Raw genomic sequence first — 19,294 nt, forward strand, 5'->3', positions numbered from 1 at the left:
ACTCCGCCCGGCTGGAATCCTGTTATATCCTCCACCTGGTCTCTCGGGATCATATGGGGCTTAGTATGGAAAACAGATTTAAACTTGGAGCTGTTCACCTTGCCATCCCCAGCCATGACCACAATAACAGGCTTTTCATCCACAACAAATGACAGTGTCTTGGCAATCTCAGGCTCTGTGCAACCAATCTGCTGTGCTGCATGCTCAACAGTATCTATTGTCTCGGAATGCTCCGTCAGCCTGTCTCCAAATCCCTTTATGTCTAAAAACTCTTTTACCTTAACGTTTATCATCTAATTCACCTTATGATGTCCACAACTTCGCCAATGTACATGTCATGCTCGGCATCGCCTTCATAGAACTGCTTGGCAATATCAGGGTTCAAGTTCTTTGGATCAAGCTTCTGGCAAAAGAGCTCCATTCGCCATAAACTCTGTCGGCTCCTTCACCTTTAAAAGCCCTTACTCTTATTCTGAAATCAAAATAATCCTGGGCACCGGTAACATAAGTATTATCGGCGACCTCAACTGTTTCAGGTTCTCTGTACTCTTTTTCTGAATAGTACTTATTCTCCTCAGAGACTTCGTATCCATCAGCACCTTCAACCGGATCCCATTCGAAACAAACCTCAGCGCAGTCTTCTCCCGGTCTCAAAACTCCGTCTTTCACCGCAGGCACACCAAGAGTGCTGGCTTCAACCGCTTCCGGTTCACTCACTGTGCTGGAAGCAGCTCCGCTATCTGCCACTTTATTGTTTCCACAACCTACAGCAACAATCGTCATAAGTATTAACATGGCGACGCATAATCTTTTCATACTGCTCCTCCAGTGCTCAATCACAGTCAAATATTGCCTTGCTCTCAAGTCTGTCTCCATAAGTATCCTTCCACTTCTTATGCACCTCAGATGCATCAAAGTTATTTAGTCCTTCCGCTGACAGATTCATCTCTATCATGATGCTGTATCTGTTCTCTCTGGTACTGTTGGACTTATGTATAATAAATGATTCCACTCCTGGAATCTTAAGAGTCTCATTAAAAAGTTCCTTGATTTCTGGTAAAAGCTTCTCTATATCATCTCTGTCTTTGAACTTTGCAATTATGTAATGTTTCATTAGTTAAATCTCCTTTGGCCACTCTGAGCCAATATCCAATCTCTTCTCAGTAAGCCAGTCATCTTCTACTGACACATATTTCTCATTGCCTTCATCATCCACAACCTCCATTGAGCATGTTCTCAAGATAAGGATCCGCTCCATATCTTCCTTCCAAATACTGTTTATCATAAGCCGATTTATTATTGATATGACTGTCATCAGCATTTCTTATATCGTACAATGAATAAATCTGGCTCTCATGTTTCATATCCGTAGCTGCAAACCATATCTCATCTCTTCTGAATACAGTGTTTCACATGGTAGTCATATCATGGGAAGTGAAAAGTAACTGAGCTCCATTTCGGTTCAATTCCTTGTTTTTAAATAAACTGATTATATACCTGAGCAGCTTTGGGTGAAGCTTTGAATCCAATTCGTCAATTATGACCATTCGGCCTTCCTTAAGCGCAACTATAAGCATCGGAAGTGTTGACAAAAGCTTCTTTGTTCCATCGGATTCTGCATCAAAGGAAAGAGTATACTTTTCTCCATTTATTATTCTTTCTGTATAGAATTTCTTTTCTTCTTTTATATAACGATAATCTCCTTAAAAGCACGCATTATAAAAATACTCTGCTTAGTGGCCAATTCGCCCTTTAGAACCGTTGCTAACATATAAATGCCCTGTTCTGTAAAGGCATATGGATATTTTCTACGACCTCCACCTTGTCCAGAAAAAAATGTGTTTTCTCGTGAAGTCACAAATTGTGACTTCACCAATTCAACTTCATCTTTTGTTAATTGAAACATAAAATCTTCCGGGAATCGCTCAATATTTCGTTTCACCTACTGATTCATAGCTTTAAGCTCATATCCATAAATATCAGACAACTTTAAGAACTTCTTATCATTCATCTGCTCGTTCGTGATATACTCCCCATCACAGAATAGCGAATACGTCGTGATCGGAGTCGGTGCATTCTGAGCATCTTCTCTGCTTTCAATTTTTACAGCCCTTAATGATATACCGTTCTTCTCAGCGGTTTCTTCCAGAACCGGTACATACTTTGCATTAAATGGGCACTGATTCGTATAGTAAAGAACATAACCGCTCTCATCTATATGGGGATGTCTGGCACATTCCTTGAACACTGGTTTCTCGGTTCCTTTTTCAAACGGCAGATACCATAACTGTATCCCATTATCAGCTTCATCACCGACTTCAAAGCCTTTATATTTCAGGAATTTCGGATCAACCAGAAACGGCTTTTTCTTTGCTGCAGCAAGAATGCAAAGTCCTTTCTTTCCCTTCTCCTTGCTGTCTTTGATGCATTCGGAAAGCAGATCGCTTGAATATCCATGACCTTTGAAAGAACCGGAAACCCATAGGCAGTCTATATACATATACCCAGGTGCTTCGATTGGATTCCATGCATGCTCTGCAGGAATATATTCTATGAAGCATTTCCCGCGCTCCACACTTTTTAAGAATACAAGCCCCTCATCAAATCTGTCCGCAAGCCACGCCTTCTTTGAAGATACCTGTACATCTTTATTGTTGGATATGGCACAGCAGATATGCTCCTCTTCCAGATTCTCTTTTGTAACCCTGATATACTCCATAGCCCTCTCCTACTCTCTCCGTTCCACTTCAGTCGGCGCAGAGCAATCGTCCCCCGGACGATTTGCGCCCTCCGGATCTTTCCAATATCCTCCCTTATGGAAGTTCTCATTCCCTAGAGGTTTTGCTGTCAATCGGAACATAACGCAGCCATCCGGGCAAACTACAGTTTTCGTGTACTTGCTGTCTCCACCAAGGTTTTCAAGATCTCCGCCACTTCGAACAGCCTCCATCAACGGATACAGCAGCATCATGGTTTTGGAACAGATTCCGTATCCATCTTTGTTTACCGGGCATCCGTATGTACAGGTGTATGTATCGCCTATCTCTTCTCCGTTTCGGCAGTACCGCTCTGTGTGATCTCCCCTGAGAAAGCCTGTCACTTCAACCGTAAACTCATACTCTTCATCAAACCACTTCTTCATCGTCAGCTCTCCTTCCTGATCGGGTGCCGGATCACTGTCTTCAGTTTCTCCGGCTGGACTTTTCTCGCATCAGATAGATAAATCTCATGGTGCAGTCTCTTGTCAGTGATATCCAGAACATAACCCTGTTCTTCTATAAATCTGTGCATTGCATCTACTGTAGCAGGTTCATCATCATACGATCCGATATGCATGCACTGCACACACAACCCTTCATCATAAGTAAAGAACTCCACCTTTGAGAAATCCTGTTTTTTCTTAACCGTAGCTTCCCTGACAGCCCACTCAAAATCATCTTTCGTTACAAAGTCTGGCAGGCGGATGACGGATATCCACTTGAAATCTTCTTTATGAGCATAGTCGATACCGATTACTCCATTCTGCCACCAAAAACCTTCCAATGGCGGAACTACATAATCAAAATATCCGTCAATCTGATGATCACCTTTTTTACTCATCTTGATCGTAAATGCGATTCCATACAAAAGACCTATAGCCTGTTTATATTCGCCATCTTCATCATTTGGATTCCCACTGCCCCTAACCGCGATATAATTCATTTTCGGAACAGTAACGATAGATGGTGTGCCCTTCGGCATATAGAATTCTTTGTATTCCTTCTTGTAATCAAACGCCATACCCTTTTTCTCCACTTCGTTTCGGTCGGTGCTAAACGATCGTCCACCGGACGATCAGCACCCCTCCGTCAAGTCTTTTGTTTCATAAGACTTATTCCAGGAACCGATCTCTATCAAGTTGCCTTCCGGATCAGCGATATAGCAGGTTCTCTGTCCCCAAGGTTCAAGTTCTGGTTCCAGCACGGATGTCGCTCCATTTTCCACGGCCTTCTTATATGCTTCATCCACCTCTTCAAAAGTATCGACATACAGCGCTATTTCAAAATGACCGTTCAGTCCTTTTATATACTCATACCGCCGGCTTGTCATCTTCTCAAAATCCTTCCTGCCGTAAAGCAGAAAAAGCGTTCCATCCTTTACAAGATAAACATTAGAAGTATTCTCTTCTTCCTTGATCTCAAATCCGAGAACATCCCTGTAAAAGCGAATCATCTTCCCCATGTCTTCTACAAGTAACCCAAAACCATCTAATCTCATGCTCTGTCTCCACTTCGTTCCGGTCCGCGCTAAACGATCGTCCACCGGACGATCAGCGCCCTCCATATAATCCTTAAGTTCTTTGACCTCACAGCCCTTATTCACATAGTATGCGTACATTTCATCCATCTTTTTCAGATCATAGCTTGTAACACAATCGGATATCACGTGAACGCTATATCCTGCCTTTGTCATATTGAAGCATGTGGACTTTACGCAGCCTGTGGCATCCGCACCGGCAATAAAGAACTCGTTAATTCCATTCTTTTCAATGAACTCTGTAAATTCCTCGCTCGTAAGCGCATTTGCCTTCGTCTTCACAAAGATATTATCGGATACCACCTTCATTTCAGTAACCAGCTCAGCCCCTTTTGTGTCCGCCTTAAAGGTTCTAGTTCCCGGCGACAGATTATTATGCTTGATATAGATGATCTGCATATTCTCTGTCACAGCCCAGTCGATAGCCTGATTGATACGATCAATGATCTTTTTGTAGTTCTTAGTAATGTCATTTTGAATGTCAATTATCATCAGCGCTTTGTTTCCCATGGTTCTTTTCCCTCCTTTCAAAAGCTCCGCATGGCTCCGCTTCGCTCACTGCTGTTGCATATTTTTCCGCCATATCACAGGCGATCTCATACAGTTTATCCCTGACAGACTCCGGATCGATCACAGTCACCTTATCCCTGCATGAAAGCATCCATGATATCAGGCCTTCATCATCCGAATATTCATGTTCAAAGAGAAGCGATCCATCCGGCTGCTCTTCAAATGAACCCACGCCGTACTCTTCAATCAATTGCCACTTCATGGACGGATCAAAAACTGCTTTGACTCTTCCTTTTGCCGGAAAGACCTTTTCATTCGACAGCTCCGGCAAAGGAATCTCGGATCTTCTGTCAAACACCTCACCATGAATGATACTGTCCATCCTGTTCAGCTTGAACAGCCGGAAGTCTTCCCTTAACAGACAGAACCCATATGCATACCAGCTAGACCATTTAAAAATCAGATAATAAGGCTCGATCTCCCTTTTCGCATATCTTATCAAGCCAAACAGGACAACAGTATGTCATGTTTCTGATAAAATTTTTCCTGTACCCCGGTTTCCCGGGATACAGGTTTTGAATCTTACGCCTTCTTTTTTACAGGAATCCAGATCGCGCTGTGATAATCCTTGTCGGTCTTTTCCCCATTGACGCAGTCATACCATTCGACATTAGCGTTTCCATAGAGCTCATAGTCAGGATTTCCCGGCAGCCACTCCTTAAATATGCGGGTATTAAGGCTCTGCAGTGACTCAGGGATAGGACCTATGCAGTCAAACATCGCCCATTCACCACGTGGGAACTCATAGACTACCATGCCCTCCGGGACATCTCCGCCGGAGTACTTTCCAGCAACCAGATATCGGAACTTACCTCCACCGATATCATCGATACAAACACCATATTCTCCGATACAATGATCTATAATCGCCTTCTCCTGAGGGCTTGCCGGCTCATTCCCAGCATAAACATTTGCGGCATACTTCTCGCAGATCTCATCCCAGAACTTCGGGATCTCCTGATAAGCGGTTTCGTAATCAAATTCCTTCTGAAATCCGATTACCTTGAACTGAAACATTGTTGTTACCTTGTATTCCATTTGGATACCTCCTTGAACCTGTACTTTGATAGACAAGGGAAGAAAAGTCCTTACATCTGCTCCTTCACGTGCCTGCGTGGGTGTCACGCCGTGGAAACGCGAGAAAGCCTTGCTGAAACTCTCTGGAGTTTCATAACAATACCGGAGTGCGATATCAATCACCTTATCCTCTGTCTCCTTCAGATCAAGTGCCGCATTATGCAGTCTCCGATTTCGGATATATTCTCCGAGACCGTAACCTGTTATCAGCGAAAACCCTTTCTGAATGAAGAATGGTGAAAGATACACCTGATCGGCAACATCCTGCGCACTGATGTTGTCGGTAAGATGCTTCTCCATATAATCGATCGCTTTCCGAATGCTGGTAATCAACTCCATCACTCAAACCTCCCGTCTCCACTTCGTTCCGGTCCGCGCTAAACGGATGTCCCCCGGACATCCAGCGCCCTTGTATGATCAGTATACCTGTTTAGGAAGTTAATATCCTGTCATTTTATGTCCGGATCTGTCCTGATAAAGTGCCCTTCCTGAACTGCCGCAAAAGTCGCAACCGCACATACCGGAATCGCCAAATACTTTAGTGGGACTATGGGAAATGTCAAAGGCAGTATAAAAAGCAATACCCCTGTCACCTTATTCATCACTGAATGAACCGCCACCAACTTTCTTTGTACAATGTGTCCCGAAATGATGTTTATTATCTTTATCAGCGCAATTATTACGATCCATATACACAACCATGCCGACATACTTATCACCGGGAGCAGCTTTATCAAGCATACTACTACGAATACAAAATCCGCAGCAGTATCAAATCTCGCTCCAAACTCGGTGACAGTATTCATTTTTCGGGCAATAGTTCCGTCTATCATATCTGATAAGCCGCCAGTCAAATATAGTATATAGAATACCGGCGAAAACACCGGACAGAACAGTAGTGCAATACTGATCAGTACCCTAAAACCTGTTATTCTATTTGCCATCACTTAACTCTTTGGAACATGACCGTCTCTTCCTTCATTGAGATATTTCCGACACAGAAGCCATATTCCAACAATTCCTTCTTGTATTTGAGAAAAGAATGGTCGATCGGAACCCCTGTAATTTCTTCAATCTCAGCATATGTGAGCTTGATGCTGTCCGTTCCATTATCCCGGATCCATTTCCAAAGATGTTCGTATTTACTCATATCTGTTCATCCTTCACTTTACCATTGCAAAACGCAGCCATCTCTTTTTCAAGCAAGCGGAATACATTCGCAATCAGATACCCATCCGCTATCGCATGATTCATACGAACCGACACCGGCATCAAAAGTCTCCCGTTTTCCTCACGGTATTTCCCCCAGTTGATGATCGGCAGAAAATAGAGGAATCCATCTGGCAGTTCAATATTCAGGGAATCATAGGACAGCCATGAAATGTAGGAAGCATCAAACCAGTTCGGATGCTTTTCCATATCAAGGCCATACTCCCTCGTTTGTTTTGCCTTCTCTATGTCATAGACAGCATTTTTGTAGAATGCGGCATAATCCGGATCATAACTTGTATATACCGGCGTACAGGTCTCGGTATCCTCATGAAAAATATACTGCGTAGGGTTAATCCTGTCATAACAGATCAGTTCCTCAGTCTGCCAGAGATACCCCATTTTGTAATCATCCCGGGAATTCAATACCATGGAAAGGATATATAGGAAATTGACATAGAACTTCGTGTTACTCTCCTTCGAGCACTTAACAAGCTCCGTCACATCAACCCTTGCCGTCATAGAAGTCGAGCACTTGCAATCCTCCGTAAAATGCCGGAATACCCCCTTCCTGTAATAGGTTTCTTTATCAATAACTCTATAGTTCATATCTTTACCCTCTTCTTTTCATCATCAGATAGCAGTTTATCCCCTTTTTATAAAAATCAGGTAGTTCTCCGACACACTTATACCCCAGATTTTCATATAATTTCTTCGCTCCCGGGTTAAAATCATCTACAGTTAAAAAATATTTTGCCGAAGAAGAATCGGAAGCATTATCCTCAAAAAACTTCATCAGCTGTTTACCGATACCACAACTTCTGTATTCTTCCTTTACTGCAACAATATGGAGATAAGGGTAGCTTCCAAAAACACCATTTGTCATGTAGTAAATAAACCCCAGGCATTTCTCATTTTCATCCAATGCAACATATATGTTTTCTTGTCCCACTGCATATGTAAGCATATTAGCTGCCTTTTGATGATTGCTAAAATACGCTTTCCCTAAATTCGAATTTTGCAATATTTCTATGCAGCTATCAATATATTTCATATCTGCAAGTAGAATATGAATATCCTTTTTCCTCTTACTTTCTTCACGCATTAATCTTTACTTCCGTCACTTTCGTCAAAATTGGAAACCGGTATAACCGCACTTTTTATGACGTACCAGACTTAAGATACTCCTCAAATTCCGGTGTTCTTGACCAGTACCGGATTCCCCAGTTATCAAAGTTCCATTCTGCCATGTAGTCATTGCATTCATAATCGACATACCATAGCAGTCCATCCTGAATAACAAAATTAGTAGGAAAATAATCAATATTCAGCCCAACGTCAAATGCCTTCTTCGCCATTGTACGTACCTGCAGCAAAAATTGATCTACTGAAGTTCCTTCTAGGATTAAGTCAAAAATAGTTTTCCCATCAACATATTCCTTGACAATCCGCTCATTCTCTTCGTCTATAGCCAGCATCTTCGGAGCTCTGATTCCGGCATTAGTGAGTCGTTCGTAATCATTTTTCTCAGCCTGTATCTTATTTCCGAAGGTATAGTAATCGCAGGGCTCATGATGTATTTGTTTTAAGACCACATTCTGTCCATCTTGGTCTGCAAGATATGAATACCCACTTTTTCCATGCCCGAGAAGTTTAATAATCCGGTATAACTTTCCACACACGGTTATTTTCTTCTCTAAGACGAATCTTGGTCCTTCCTCCCCCACTTCACCGGTTGGAACAAATCCAACATTAGCCAGTATCCTCTTTGATAGCAGATTGTCCGGATCAGTTTCCGCCTCGACTCGTGATACTTTGTTCTGGGATAATGCCCATTCAGTTATAGCCCTTACTGCCTCAGTCATATATCCATTCCCACAGTAGCCTTCCTTAAGGCCATAGCCTATTTCTACCATTCCGTCATCTGTGATTCCCTTGAAGCAAAGGTCTCCCACGATAGTTTTAGGCTGTTCCTTGAGTTCCATATTCCAAGTTGCAAACCATACTCTGTCTTCTGGGTTATCAAGGCATCCTTGAAGCATCTCTGAATATGCCTTTTGCATTTCCGGATTTTTCTCGTCATCTATAATCTTCTGCATTTCCTCATCTGATATCGGATGCAGGAGCAGCCTTTCCGTCTCTATTTTTATCATGTATCTCCTTACTTGCCATCCTTTTTCCAGAAAAATGAATAATGATGTTTCTTCCTGAAGCCAAGCCTCTCATAGAATTCCATATCGGAAAAAAGCACAAGGCCTCATAATCACTGTCAGTATAATTCTTAAAATCTATATTAGCCCTCATAATCAATATCATCCTTATACTTTACTCAAAAATCTGCCCTGGAAGCTTAAGCTTTTCCTTTGGCAGAAAATTCTTATCAAACTCTTCAACATCAGCATCTTCAACATAGTAACCCTTTGGAGTCTGGTATACACCGGTGATTCCATCAAGATATCCCGGGATTAGTTCCTTACATAGGAAGAATGATGCGTCTGCGTCTTCCGGAAGGTCATGGTATCTGATTCCGAACTTGCTTGCATAGCCAAAGCCGCTGTGTCCATAGGAATCCAATATTTCCTTCAAAAAGCACTGCCGCAAAGCCCATTTCTGCAGCCTTTTCAAGTGAGTAGTCCAGGATTGCCTTGCCATATCCCTGTCTCTTTAATTCAGGAGTGATACCGATTGGTCCCATTGTAAGGACATCGATAGTCCTGCCATCATCTGCCTCAATTATCGTCTTCATGAATATATTCTGACCGATAAGTTTCCCATCCTTTTCCATGACAAAATCAAGCTCTTTTATAAAAGCAGGATCATCCCTAAGGACATGTATCACATAATGCTCACTGCATCCCGGTCGATAGACGTTCCAGAAGGACTCCCTTACAAGGTTTTCAACTTCTCTGTATTCTTCTTTTTTTCTCAGGTCGTATTGTATAATCATTTGAATTCATCTCTAATAATCTCCTCATATAATTCATGTTTTCTCTCGTTTAAGTAGCAATAATCCTTTTATGGTCATCAAAATAAAAGCTACAGATGTAGCATACGCTGCCCTGGTAATGGCCAGGACAAGTACAGTGACTATACTGATTCCCAAGGACAAGCTGATCATTACCCTCTTTATCTTTTCACACTTAAAATGGTTTAAAACCACTATTACAGCTCCCGTTACCACAAGGGAAGCAAACAATCCCCAGTAGATCAGCCTTATGGTTGCCGAAACATCACTGTATTCAATAAGGCTAACTGCGTAAATCATATTTTCCACCGGGTGCGGAAAAAGCGGAAGAAATATCAGCCCGCACGCCAATAGGTCATTAAGCCCAATAAGGTAATCCAGGACCTTGTGAATATTTGCTCTGTTTTCTTTTTCAGCAATGGTTACCAGCTTTTCACTGGAAAGAAGCTCATCTATTGATACAGAAAAGAACTTTGATATCTCTTTTAACGAATCAATACTGGGGTATCCTCTCCCTGACTCCCATTTTGAGATCGCTGTCCTTGAAACAAACAAAGCTTCTGCCAGTTCCTCCTGGGTCATCCCTTTGCTATTTCTCAGTTCCAACAGTTTTTCGCCAAACTCCATAGCTGCCATCTCCTCTTATGCCTCTTTTCTGCATGACAGAACACATCCCTTATACAGATAATACAAGCCGATGCTTAAAAGTACCGAGCCCACGATATCAGTAAACCAGTGGACTCCTGAAATAAGTCTTCCTATTACCATAAATAGCGAAAACAATACTGCAAAAGCAGCTATCAGCTTCCTTATCACATCATCACTTAGCCTTCTGCCAGCCTGTTCCACCAGTGTCGGCATCACACTAAGTACCAGCAGCGTTGTAGAAGATGGATACGATGCCTCCATGACCCCTTCTATAGGTATAGGTCTGTAGTTGATTGGTATCATCTCAAAAATAAGGTAAGCCATGATGACAATGATGTAGTAGATTCCGAGAATGATAATGTCCTTCTCCACCTTAAACAGGCTCTTTCTCTTAATCAGCTGAAGTAACCCAACACCACCAAATATCATGCAGATAAAAATAGGTACCAGCCCAAGCCAGTCTGTGATGGTATACAGTGTCATGTTGACTCCAGTCAACGCATGAAATCCGGTATTGAATGTTGCAAATCCAATATTTGTTCCATTTTGACCGGCGGTCCTAACATCAATTGTCATAATAAGCAAGGTTAATAATGCAAACAATGCTATAAAAGTGACTCCTGTTAAAAAGCAAGTTTTTCTGTTTCTCATTTTTCTAATTCCTTTCCTTTGAAAAATTTCCTTCCGACTGATTTCAAAGTATCAAAGGATATGAAAAACAGAAAGAATCCCGCCGTCACATGGGCGATACGCTTCGTGTCATCCGCATGAATACTGGATTTGTGCGATGTCACAAATCAGCAGGTTATTAATTTCACTCATACCTGCCTGCGTGCTGAAATTCCTTTACAATGTCAAAAACTATCTCTTTTTATTTTCTTTGCAGCCTTAGCCCATTTTGATATTTCTTTTTTCTTGGCATAATTCTTCGTATTCTCAGAGCTAAGTGACTTGTACAGGATGTATCTGTCCACAGAAAGATCACCACTTTCTATTGCGGCTTTCACAGCACAGCCTGGCTCCGTGTCATGCTGGCAATCACTAAATTTACATTGTTTTTCCAACTTGGCTATATCCGAAAAGGTATTATCAATTCCCAACTCCGTATTTGCCATGCCAATTTCTCTCATACCGGGTGTGTCAATTATGGATACGCCGTTATTAAGTTCAATCAGCTGTCTGTAGGTAGTGGTATGTCTCCCTGTGGAATCTGACTCTCTGATGCTGGAAGTTCTCATTGTCTCTTCACCAGCAAAAGCATTTAAAAGTGTTGACTTTCCAGCCCCCAGAAGACCCCATCAGACATATAGTAACGCCTGGTCTCATGTACTGCTCAAGTTCATCTGTTCCTATACCGTAGAGCGCTGAAATTGCATGAACTTTCACCTTATCAGATATGCTCTCCACTTCTCTAATATATCTGCCATAGTTACTACACAGATCCGATTTAGTCAAAACCACCACCGGAATAGAATGCCCCTGAAGAACAACACTCACATATCGAGCTATTCGATTATAGCTATAGTCTTCATTAAGCGACGTCACAATAAAGGTATAATCCACGTTAGCTACCATGTACTGCATAACTCCGGTCTTCGCCTGATCAGGGCGCTGCAAAAGGCCAGAACGGTCAAGCACTGATACGATCAAAGAATCTCCGATTGGGTTGTACTCAAAAGAAACATAATCACCCACAACAGGAAACCGATCTGTCATTAAGTCATAAAAGCTCCCTTTGAGTCTGGCAGGGATATCCTTTCCTTCGAATCTAATTGTATAATTGTTCTTGTGTATCGCAGATATTCTGCCTTTAATAAGTTCTTCATTTGTATTATTCATTTGTCTCCACCTTTATCGCCAATATCAGTATGGATCCCACTGTCTGGAATAGAGCCGTTCTCATTTTTTAATGGCATCCTCTTTTATTCTTCCCAGATATATACAGTAAACAATCGCAACAACAATAGTCATCTCCTATACTGCTCCATACCAGATATCAGTACATTCATAGATATCTCGAAGCTTTCATCAATAGAAATCGGATTGCCAAAAGAATTATGGATCTGTAGCATGATAAATCCTTCAAGAAAAGCTCTGTAAGTTCTAAGCAAATGATTTGCCACCTCTTTATCTATACCAAGACTATCTGTTTGTTCAAAGAAGAATGAATACAAGCCCTCTGTAGCTTCAAGTAAAGTTTCATCAGAGTATTTGTTATACCAAAGCATCGCCTCAAATACACCCGGATTCTCCATAGAAAATCTGTAAAATGCTATGCCATAATTTTTGAGCTTTTCTTTTGGACTGGTTGAATCAATTCCTGCAACTATCTCATCCGAAACCTTCTTCCAACCATAGATCATAAGCCTATAGTGTAAGTCATCTATTGATTTTACATGATTATATAAAGAAGGTTTTCTGATTCCTAAATATTCAGAAAGAGTTGTAACGCTCAAATATGACAACCCCTTTTCATTTGCTAATGTAGCAGCTTTTTCTATTATTTCTTCCTTAGATAATCCTGTTCTTGGCATATTTACTCCCATTCCTTATAAACTAACAGTGTTAGTCTTATTATACTAACACTGTTAGTTTTGTCAATAATATTTCTATACGAACCACTTTACCAAGCATTTTTTAATAATAGAAAAAGGACAGGTTTTTTATTCCCTGTCCTCAAACTTATATCATCTTAAAAAACTTTAGTGCCTCAGTAATAGCATTCTCCTTTTCTGGTGTTGTTCCCGGCTGCCTGCTGTTTTCTGATTTTGGCTTATTATAATTCTCTCTTTCTATGATCCCATGCTTCTGCTTTACCTGCGCAATATTTAGACAATATGTAATGACCCCCGATTTGTAGCAACGTGGATTTACCTGTATAATTTTTAATCGGAAAAGAAAAAATTGGTAACAGGGATTACCGCATACAAATGGAGGTCATAGCATGTATAATACCACAGTTTACGTAGGAATGGATGTTCATAAGGAAAGTTTTACAGTATGCGCTTATACAGTCGAAACTGATAAGGCATCTTATTTTCAAAAGATGGAGGCAGACTATAAAAAAGTTCTATCATATCTCGATTATCTCAGAAGAATCTACGGAGAAGCCGTTGAGTTTGTGTGTGGATATGAAGCCGGTTGTCTTGGATATACTTTGTATCATCAGTTGACTGATCATAATGTCAACTGCAAGATTCTGGCTCCGTCAACCATGCTGGAGCAGCGTAGCAAAAAACGTATCAAAACAGATAAACGTGATGCTGAGCTCATAGCTAAATGCCTTGTATCTCGCAGCTACAGTCCTGTTCATATCCCAACTCAACAGGATGAGGAAACCAAGGAATTCTTACGTATGCGTGATGATCATAAACTTGCCCTGAAGAAGATCAAGCAACAGATTCTTGGATTTTGCCTCCGTCATAACTATCGCTATGGAAGCAGACATTATTGGACTCAGGTTCATATCAAATGGCTGAGGTCATTGAAGTCAGAAGGACTTTATTCAGAGATTCTGACAGAGTATTTGCTGACATATGATGCACTGACTGATAAAATCGAACGCCTCGACAGACGTATCGAGGAGCTCGCCTCACAGGAAGTTTATGCAGAAAAAGTAAAAATGCTTACCTGCTACATCGGAGTAAAAACCAATACAGCCTTATCAACCATCGTAGAAGTAGGAGATTTCCACAGATTTGCAACTGCTGAACGCTTTGCCAGCTATATCGGATTGGTTCCCGGAGAAGACTCCAGCGGACCGGATTGCACGCGCTTAAGCATTACAAAGGCAGGTAATCGTCATGTCAGACTTCTGCTGGTAGAATCAGCAAAATGCTTTGGACGTGGTGAAATTGGATTCAAATCAAGAGAATTAAAAGCCCGCCAGGCAGGTAACCGTTCTGAAGTGATTGCGTATGCCGATAGAGCTAACGAACGTCTCAGAAGGCGGTATTACAAGATGGTTCTAGGTCAGAATAAGAAACATAACGTAGCAACTGTCGCAATTGCACGAGAATTAGCTTGTTTTATGTGGGGAATGATGACTGATCACATCGCTTAAAACAAAAATATCACAGCGTGATGATGACCTCAAGACCAGGCCGCCATAGGCGGTGCTACGCAGTCTTGACATCAACATCCCACTGTGATCATAGGCAATTAAGCGGATGTGATCCAGATAATACAGTTTACATCTGCTAATAAACCAAGTAACAACTGAAGGCATCTTGAAAGGGCTTCGGCCTTTTCAAGGTTCGAGCTATCTACGAAAAATCTATGTTGGCACGGAGTCATCCGTGATCCACGTTTTTAGACGGTAGAGCTCACGGCGGACCATTGACCTGTCGGTAACCAATCCACGTATATCAGAGTGGCCAATGCCGGGAACTGATACCCGAAGCTCTATCAAGATGCCTTCAGAAACAATCAAATAAGTTTGTAGGGATCTTTGGCTCAATTTACTTCTTGACAAAGGTCATTACATATCAGATTTGTCACGTGAAATCCATAGTTCTCCTGCACCCATTCCTCTATCTCTTTGTATGTTGCCTTAGCTTCTGCACTTGTAAGATCAAGCTCGTCCATATCTACCTTTACGTTGATATGATGCTTTGCTTCATGTAGTTTGGACAATAAGCATACCGTCTCCACTTGCCTTTAGACATACCACTAATAGCAATAGTATGAGATACAAATTCGATAAAGTTCTGGCTGAATCAGAGATATGGGGCAACGAATACATACAATATATGAAAGCTAATCATATGCTGTGATATCTTTTCACTATACAATAAGCCCTCAGAAATTCATGCTCTGAGGGCTTTTCTCTATCTCTGAATCAGGATTCATATTTTTATTTTTTATTCAAAATAAAAAACCACAACAAAAATCAAAAAAGTAAAACGAAGCTTAGGCTAAATCCAATTATGATCATCACATATCCAAATGTTTCAAACCATCGAACAAAATGCCTTCTTATTTTTGCATCAAGCTCCGACTGCATTTCAGACGGCGATTTGGGATTATAATATATGTCTACATACTCTCCGATCTCAGGCAAACATCTTCTACTGCCACTTGAGAATTCAGAATTACTTACATAGACTTTACTATCCACCTTGTATCGGTAGACCGGAATATAAGAGGATTTACGTTCCTGGTCTTCGGTCTTTTGTATATCAATGACCTCCCCTTTTGTACTGGCAATATAATATATATTTGCATACTCATTTTTATTTCTAAACAAAATACCTATATATGTAAATAATAATCCCATACTGAGGATGCCTATTTGTACCCAACTGAAATGGATACGTCCAAGTATAAAATGAATTGAATATAACATTATTGCAGATAACATTACCGGTATCGATAATCTTATTATATTTAACACCCTATGTATTTTCTGAGTGTTCAATTCATCATTATCCAAGATAGCGATTCCCAGTTTTTGTTTGTACATCATTACGATTAATATTTCCACCGCTATAATCAGTAATAATAATTTAAACCACATAGATGTAAGTAATACTCTAAAATAAATCCCCAACATTTACTTTTCCTTCTCTGCACTAAGCACCTGGCTAGTCTCCACATATATTTACTCGCTTAATACAGTATACCCTTCATAAAAAGCGGCTATTGTCGCAGCTGTACAGATGACCACCGCACTGTATTTTAAATCGAGAAATGTCATTGTCAACGGAAAAATGAACAGTAAACATCCAGTAATTTTATTAATTACAGAATGCACAGCCACAAGCTCTTTCCGTCTGATGTATCCCATAACGATATTAAGAAGTTTTATAATCGCTATGACAGATATCCATATGTAAATCCAAACCGGAACCTCCAGTAAAGGGAGCAGCTTTATCAGGCAGACCACCGTGAACACTATATCCGCGATTGTATCCAATCGAGAACCCAGTTTACTGACAGTACCTGTTTTCCTTGCCACCGCACCGTCAATCATATCTGAGATTCCGGCAGCGATATACAACAAATAGAATACGGGAGTAAAGACCGGGCAGCCTATCATCTGCTTTTTCATCAGTTAATTGTTAAATCGTTAAGGAAAGAATCGAAGATGGTGCAAACGAAAAAGCAGCATGCGCTTTTCGATAACTGCCCTTTCGTTTGCATCAATTTCGATTTTTCCTGGTTGAACAAAGCGCGTCCGGGTTGCCTGTATATATGGACTTTCAATCAGACCGCTTTTGCTCAGAGTGTAGCATGGATTCTCTGATAAATGTACTGTTTTGTACAAGAAAACCACGATGATCGCATCAGAAATAAGCCTTTAAAAGGCTTCACATAGATCCGTATTCTGTTTCAAAGTATCAGCAGAGCAGATGCGGCTCTGGCCGGAACAAAGACGGATCAGCACCTATTGGAATGATCCTTCCGCCACAGGATGAACATTTACAGACATCCTTGTTATAGAGAAGCCGGATGATCGCCGGGGCATCCAGATCCTTCAGTCGGGACAGATACTTTTTGCAGCCAAGAAGGTTCCTGCACAGAGTAATCTTACGATTCTTGTTGCGTGAAGACAGAAGCCCATAGTGACGTATCCGGACAAACCTCTTGGGCGGGACATGCATCAGGAAGCGGCGGATGAATTCTTCACCGGTGATGGTGACTTCTTTCCATTGTCCCTGGTTTTTGTAGTCTTTGGCAGTAAAGGTAACCGTGCTGTCCGTCATGCTTTTAATACGGTAGTTGCTGATCGCGATCCGGTGGGTATACTTCCCAAGATATTTGATAACGGACTCTGCGCCATCAAACGGTTTCTTGCAGTAAGGGATCCACTCTTTTTTATAACAGGAGTCCAGCAGTTCCTTGAACGCATAGTGGTTTTTGAAGCATTCCGCCTTGCCATAAAATTCAAGCTTTCCATCTTCCCAAAGGTTCTTCAGTTCCGCAAGATACTTTCCGCGGAAAAGGCGTGAAACGACCCGGATGGGAAGAAAGAAATCTTCCCCGTTGTCTTTCCAATGGTTTTGGGGATCAAGACCACCGCCAAGGACAACGGCATGGATGTGGGGATGGAAGTTCATTTCACTCCCCCAAGTATGGAGAATGCAGATATACCCGATGTCTGCACCGAGATATTTGATGTCGGAAGCCAGTTCCCGCAGTGTATCGGAAGATGCGTGATACAGAGCATCATACAGAAGTTTCTGATTGCTGTAGATGACTGGATTCAATTCCTCCGGAACAGTGAAGACTACATGGAAGTATGGCGCTTCCAGTACATCTTCCCGACGGGCGTCCACCCATTTTTCCTTCGGGAACTCCTGGCACATGGGACAGCACCGGTCGCGGCAGGAATTATAGTGGACGGAAATACAGCCGCATTCTTCACACACACTTACGTTGACGCCAAAAGCACCTGTTTTGCAGTTCCTGATGTGATAAGCTGCTTTTCGCTGAGCCGCGGAGAGTTCATGAGTTTTCGTGTACTCAGGATAAAAGCGATTGAACACATCCTGAATTGTACAGGCGGCGCTCATGCTTCACCGCCTTTATGCAGGTCATAAGGACTGCGGATTCCAAGAAGGCTCTTGTTGCTGACATGGATATAGACTTCTGTCGATTTTGGATCCACATGTCCAAGCAATGCCTGGATGTATTTAATGTCAACACCATCCTCAAACAGATGGCTGGCAAAGCTGTGGCGGCAGCAATGACTGGTTACATGTTTTGTAATACCGGCTCTTTCTGCACTTTTCTTGAAATACTGATTGATGCTGTTCTTGTCAAGATAAGTTCCGGTCCATGAGCTTGGGAAAAGAATGTCTCTGGGCTTGCCACACTTAAACCAGTATTCGGTCAGTAAATCAAGGTTGCGATCAGAAAGAATCGTATATCGGTCCCGTCGGCTCTTGCTTTCGCGGACATGAATGGTTCTGTTAGCTCGGGATATATCGTCATAATGAAGATGTACGACTTCAGACACTCTCAGGCCGGAAGAATACATGGTGGCAATAATCGCTTTGTGTTTAAGGTTGGGCGTATGATCAATAATGCTCTGTATTTCATCCCTTGAAAGAACAGTAGGCAATGAGCGGTCAAGCTTCATCCTGGGAATGTCTTCATCGTCCCAATTCATCTTAAGAATTCGCTTATAGAAAAAACGGATAGATGAGTAATAGTGGTTATAGGTTTGCGGTGCCAGTCCACCTAGCCGCTTTTCTGTCAGGAATGCATCAACATCATCCGTCTTTAGGGCAGAGACATCTTTATTTACAGTGCGCAGGAAGTAGTCTACGGAATTGCAGTAAGCGTTGATAGTATTTTCTTTTAAGTTCCGCTTTTTCGCTTCGTTGCGGATCTGGGTAAAAATATCTTCGTACATAAAAACCTCCTTGATAGTATTGCCTGCAGATACAACTACCTATCAGGAGGTGCGTTGGCATCATAATTCCGATTGCGGAAGACGCCTGTAAATGCTATTGTTTTCATAGGCAGTGGGGCTTTCCGTATTCAGTTGTTTGGTGTGGTAACTTAACAATACCGAATTAC

At 41.7% G+C, this 19,294-nt stretch carries 31 protein-coding genes and 1 pseudogene; 1 reads left to right on the forward strand and 31 read right to left on the reverse strand.

All coding sequences use genetic code 11. From position 1 onward, the window contains the following. From BM294_RS12705 to BM294_RS12820, 26 genes and pseudogenes are all read right to left on the reverse strand, one after another. On the reverse strand, positions 1-293 hold a 293-nt coding region (locus BM294_RS12705), incomplete at its 3' end, for a YbaK/EbsC family protein (protein WP_304528641.1). Between the two features lie 88 nt (positions 294-381). Beyond that, the gene (locus BM294_RS12710; protein ID WP_091208988.1) at positions 382-816 is read right to left on the reverse strand and encodes a hypothetical protein; all 435 of its coding nucleotides are present in this window, start codon (positions 814-816) and stop codon (positions 382-384) included. A 16-nt stretch (positions 817-832) separates the two neighbouring features. Further along, positions 833-1,114 carry a Dabb family protein gene (locus tag BM294_RS12715; RefSeq protein WP_091208991.1) on the reverse strand — a complete coding sequence of 94 codons (282 nt, stop codon included), beginning with the start codon at positions 1,112-1,114 and terminating at the stop codon, positions 833-835. A gap of 3 nt (positions 1,115-1,117) precedes the next feature. Next, positions 1,118-1,258, reverse strand: coding sequence for a hypothetical protein (locus BM294_RS16005; protein ID WP_175494678.1), 141 nt, complete (start codon positions 1,256-1,258; stop codon positions 1,118-1,120). A gap of 151 nt (positions 1,259-1,409) precedes the next feature. Next, positions 1,410-1,688 carry an AAA family ATPase gene (locus BM294_RS16720; RefSeq protein WP_334292732.1) on the reverse strand — a complete coding sequence of 93 codons (279 nt, stop codon included), beginning with the start codon at positions 1,686-1,688 and terminating at the stop codon, positions 1,410-1,412. After that, on the reverse strand, positions 1,685-1,906 hold the full coding sequence (locus tag BM294_RS12725; protein ID WP_091208994.1) for an ORF6N domain-containing protein: 222 nt from the start codon (positions 1,904-1,906) through the stop codon (positions 1,685-1,687). Before BM294_RS12725 ends, BM294_RS16720 begins: the two co-directional genes overlap by 4 nt. A 36-nt stretch (positions 1,907-1,942) precedes the next feature. Then, the gene (locus BM294_RS12730) at positions 1,943-2,719 is read right to left on the reverse strand and encodes an N-acetyltransferase (protein ID WP_091208997.1); all 777 of its coding nucleotides are present in this window, start codon (positions 2,717-2,719) and stop codon (positions 1,943-1,945) included. Between the two features lie 9 nt (positions 2,720-2,728). Further along, on the reverse strand, positions 2,729-3,142 hold the full coding sequence (locus BM294_RS12735; protein WP_044915874.1) for a TIGR04076 family protein: 414 nt from the start codon (positions 3,140-3,142) through the stop codon (positions 2,729-2,731). A gap of 2 nt (positions 3,143-3,144) precedes the next feature. Beyond that, positions 3,145-3,780: a GyrI-like domain-containing protein gene (locus BM294_RS12740; protein WP_091208999.1), complete on the reverse strand. Its 636-nt coding sequence runs from the start codon at positions 3,778-3,780 to the stop codon at positions 3,145-3,147. Between the two features lie 54 nt (positions 3,781-3,834). Then, positions 3,835-4,806, reverse strand: coding sequence for an isochorismatase family protein (locus BM294_RS16850; protein WP_330389880.1), 972 nt, complete (start codon positions 4,804-4,806; stop codon positions 3,835-3,837). Beyond that, positions 4,778-5,188 carry a helix-turn-helix transcriptional regulator gene (locus tag BM294_RS12755; protein ID WP_442950783.1) on the reverse strand — a complete coding sequence of 137 codons (411 nt, stop codon included), beginning with the start codon at positions 5,186-5,188 and terminating at the stop codon, positions 4,778-4,780. Before BM294_RS12755 ends, BM294_RS16850 begins: the two co-directional genes overlap by 29 nt. After that, positions 5,189-5,308: pseudogene (locus tag BM294_RS16855) on the reverse strand (WYL domain-containing protein); the annotation flags it as partial. A gap of 80 nt (positions 5,309-5,388) precedes the next feature. Further along, a complete protein-coding gene (locus BM294_RS12760) occupies positions 5,389-6,282 on the reverse strand; it encodes an AraC family transcriptional regulator (RefSeq protein WP_091209005.1) in 894 nt (297 codons plus the stop codon). A 110-nt stretch (positions 6,283-6,392) separates the two neighbouring features. Beyond that, positions 6,393-6,887: a CDP-alcohol phosphatidyltransferase family protein gene (locus tag BM294_RS12765; protein WP_091209008.1), complete on the reverse strand. Its 495-nt coding sequence runs from the start codon at positions 6,885-6,887 to the stop codon at positions 6,393-6,395. After that, positions 6,887-7,093, reverse strand: a complete 207-nt coding sequence (locus tag BM294_RS12770; protein WP_091209010.1) for a hypothetical protein — start codon at positions 7,091-7,093, stop codon at positions 6,887-6,889. The genes BM294_RS12765 and BM294_RS12770 overlap by 1 nt, the downstream gene beginning before the upstream one ends. Beyond that, complete coding sequence (locus BM294_RS12775; RefSeq protein ID WP_091209014.1) at positions 7,090-7,761, reverse strand: CatA-like O-acetyltransferase, family 3; 672 nt, start codon at positions 7,759-7,761, stop codon at positions 7,090-7,092. The genes BM294_RS12770 and BM294_RS12775 overlap by 4 nt, the downstream gene beginning before the upstream one ends. Before the next feature lie 4 nt (positions 7,762-7,765). Then, positions 7,766-8,257, reverse strand: coding sequence for a GNAT family N-acetyltransferase (locus BM294_RS12780; RefSeq protein WP_091209017.1), 492 nt, complete (start codon positions 8,255-8,257; stop codon positions 7,766-7,768). A 55-nt stretch (positions 8,258-8,312) separates the two neighbouring features. After that, complete coding sequence (locus BM294_RS16610) at positions 8,313-9,305, reverse strand: GNAT family N-acetyltransferase (protein ID WP_091209020.1); 993 nt, start codon at positions 9,303-9,305, stop codon at positions 8,313-8,315. Then, a complete protein-coding gene (locus tag BM294_RS16020; protein ID WP_091209023.1) occupies positions 9,256-9,456 on the reverse strand; it encodes a hypothetical protein in 201 nt (66 codons plus the stop codon). The genes BM294_RS16610 and BM294_RS16020 overlap by 50 nt, the downstream gene beginning before the upstream one ends. Before the next feature lie 21 nt (positions 9,457-9,477). Beyond that, on the reverse strand, positions 9,478-9,738 hold the full coding sequence (locus tag BM294_RS16615) for a hypothetical protein (protein WP_330389881.1): 261 nt from the start codon (positions 9,736-9,738) through the stop codon (positions 9,478-9,480). Next, positions 9,665-10,099 carry a GNAT family N-acetyltransferase gene (locus BM294_RS16620; RefSeq protein ID WP_330389882.1) on the reverse strand — a complete coding sequence of 145 codons (435 nt, stop codon included), beginning with the start codon at positions 10,097-10,099 and terminating at the stop codon, positions 9,665-9,667. Before BM294_RS16620 ends, BM294_RS16615 begins: the two co-directional genes overlap by 74 nt. A gap of 33 nt (positions 10,100-10,132) precedes the next feature. Beyond that, on the reverse strand, positions 10,133-10,744 hold the full coding sequence (locus BM294_RS12800; protein ID WP_091209025.1) for a helix-turn-helix domain-containing protein: 612 nt from the start codon (positions 10,742-10,744) through the stop codon (positions 10,133-10,135). A gap of 15 nt (positions 10,745-10,759) precedes the next feature. Then, positions 10,760-11,416 (reverse strand): phosphatase PAP2 family protein, encoded by a 657-nt coding sequence (locus tag BM294_RS12805; protein WP_091209028.1) that lies wholly within the window; start codon positions 11,414-11,416, stop codon positions 10,760-10,762. A gap of 203 nt (positions 11,417-11,619) precedes the next feature. Beyond that, entirely contained in the window at positions 11,620-12,003 is a 384-nt protein-coding gene (rsgA, locus tag BM294_RS12810) for a GTPase RsgA (protein WP_242944533.1), read from the reverse strand. Between the two features lie 7 nt (positions 12,004-12,010). Beyond that, positions 12,011-12,604, reverse strand: a complete 594-nt coding sequence (rsgA, locus tag BM294_RS12815) for a GTPase RsgA (RefSeq protein WP_091209033.1) — start codon at positions 12,602-12,604, stop codon at positions 12,011-12,013. A gap of 128 nt (positions 12,605-12,732) precedes the next feature. Then, positions 12,733-13,299 (reverse strand): TetR/AcrR family transcriptional regulator, encoded by a 567-nt coding sequence (locus tag BM294_RS12820; protein WP_242944534.1) that lies wholly within the window; start codon positions 13,297-13,299, stop codon positions 12,733-12,735. 410 nt (positions 13,300-13,709) lie between these two features. Between BM294_RS12820 and BM294_RS12830 the strand changes: the two genes are divergently transcribed. After that, entirely contained in the window at positions 13,710-14,828 is a 1,119-nt protein-coding gene (locus BM294_RS12830) for an IS110 family RNA-guided transposase (protein WP_091209039.1), read from the forward strand. A gap of 392 nt (positions 14,829-15,220) precedes the next feature. Here the strand turns inward: BM294_RS12830 and BM294_RS12835 are convergent, their stop codons facing one another. From BM294_RS12835 to BM294_RS12855, 5 genes are all read right to left on the reverse strand, one after another. Beyond that, positions 15,221-15,400, reverse strand: a complete 180-nt coding sequence (locus BM294_RS12835; RefSeq protein ID WP_330389883.1) for a hypothetical protein — start codon at positions 15,398-15,400, stop codon at positions 15,221-15,223. Between the two features lie 256 nt (positions 15,401-15,656). After that, positions 15,657-16,319: a DUF3592 domain-containing protein gene (locus BM294_RS12840; protein ID WP_091209043.1), complete on the reverse strand. Its 663-nt coding sequence runs from the start codon at positions 16,317-16,319 to the stop codon at positions 15,657-15,659. A gap of 48 nt (positions 16,320-16,367) precedes the next feature. After that, a complete protein-coding gene (locus BM294_RS12845; RefSeq protein WP_091209046.1) occupies positions 16,368-16,817 on the reverse strand; it encodes a CDP-alcohol phosphatidyltransferase family protein in 450 nt (149 codons plus the stop codon). Between the two features lie 289 nt (positions 16,818-17,106). Continuing rightward, complete coding sequence (locus BM294_RS12850; protein WP_091205029.1) at positions 17,107-18,282, reverse strand: IS91 family transposase; 1,176 nt, start codon at positions 18,280-18,282, stop codon at positions 17,107-17,109. After that, a complete protein-coding gene (locus tag BM294_RS12855; protein WP_091205030.1) occupies positions 18,279-19,127 on the reverse strand; it encodes a tyrosine-type recombinase/integrase in 849 nt (282 codons plus the stop codon). Before BM294_RS12855 ends, BM294_RS12850 begins: the two co-directional genes overlap by 4 nt. Positions 19,128-19,294 lie beyond the last annotated feature (167 nt).

Source organism: Oribacterium sp. WCC10 (assembly GCF_900113415.1).
GTDB lineage: Bacteria > Bacillota > Clostridia > Lachnospirales > Lachnospiraceae > Oribacterium.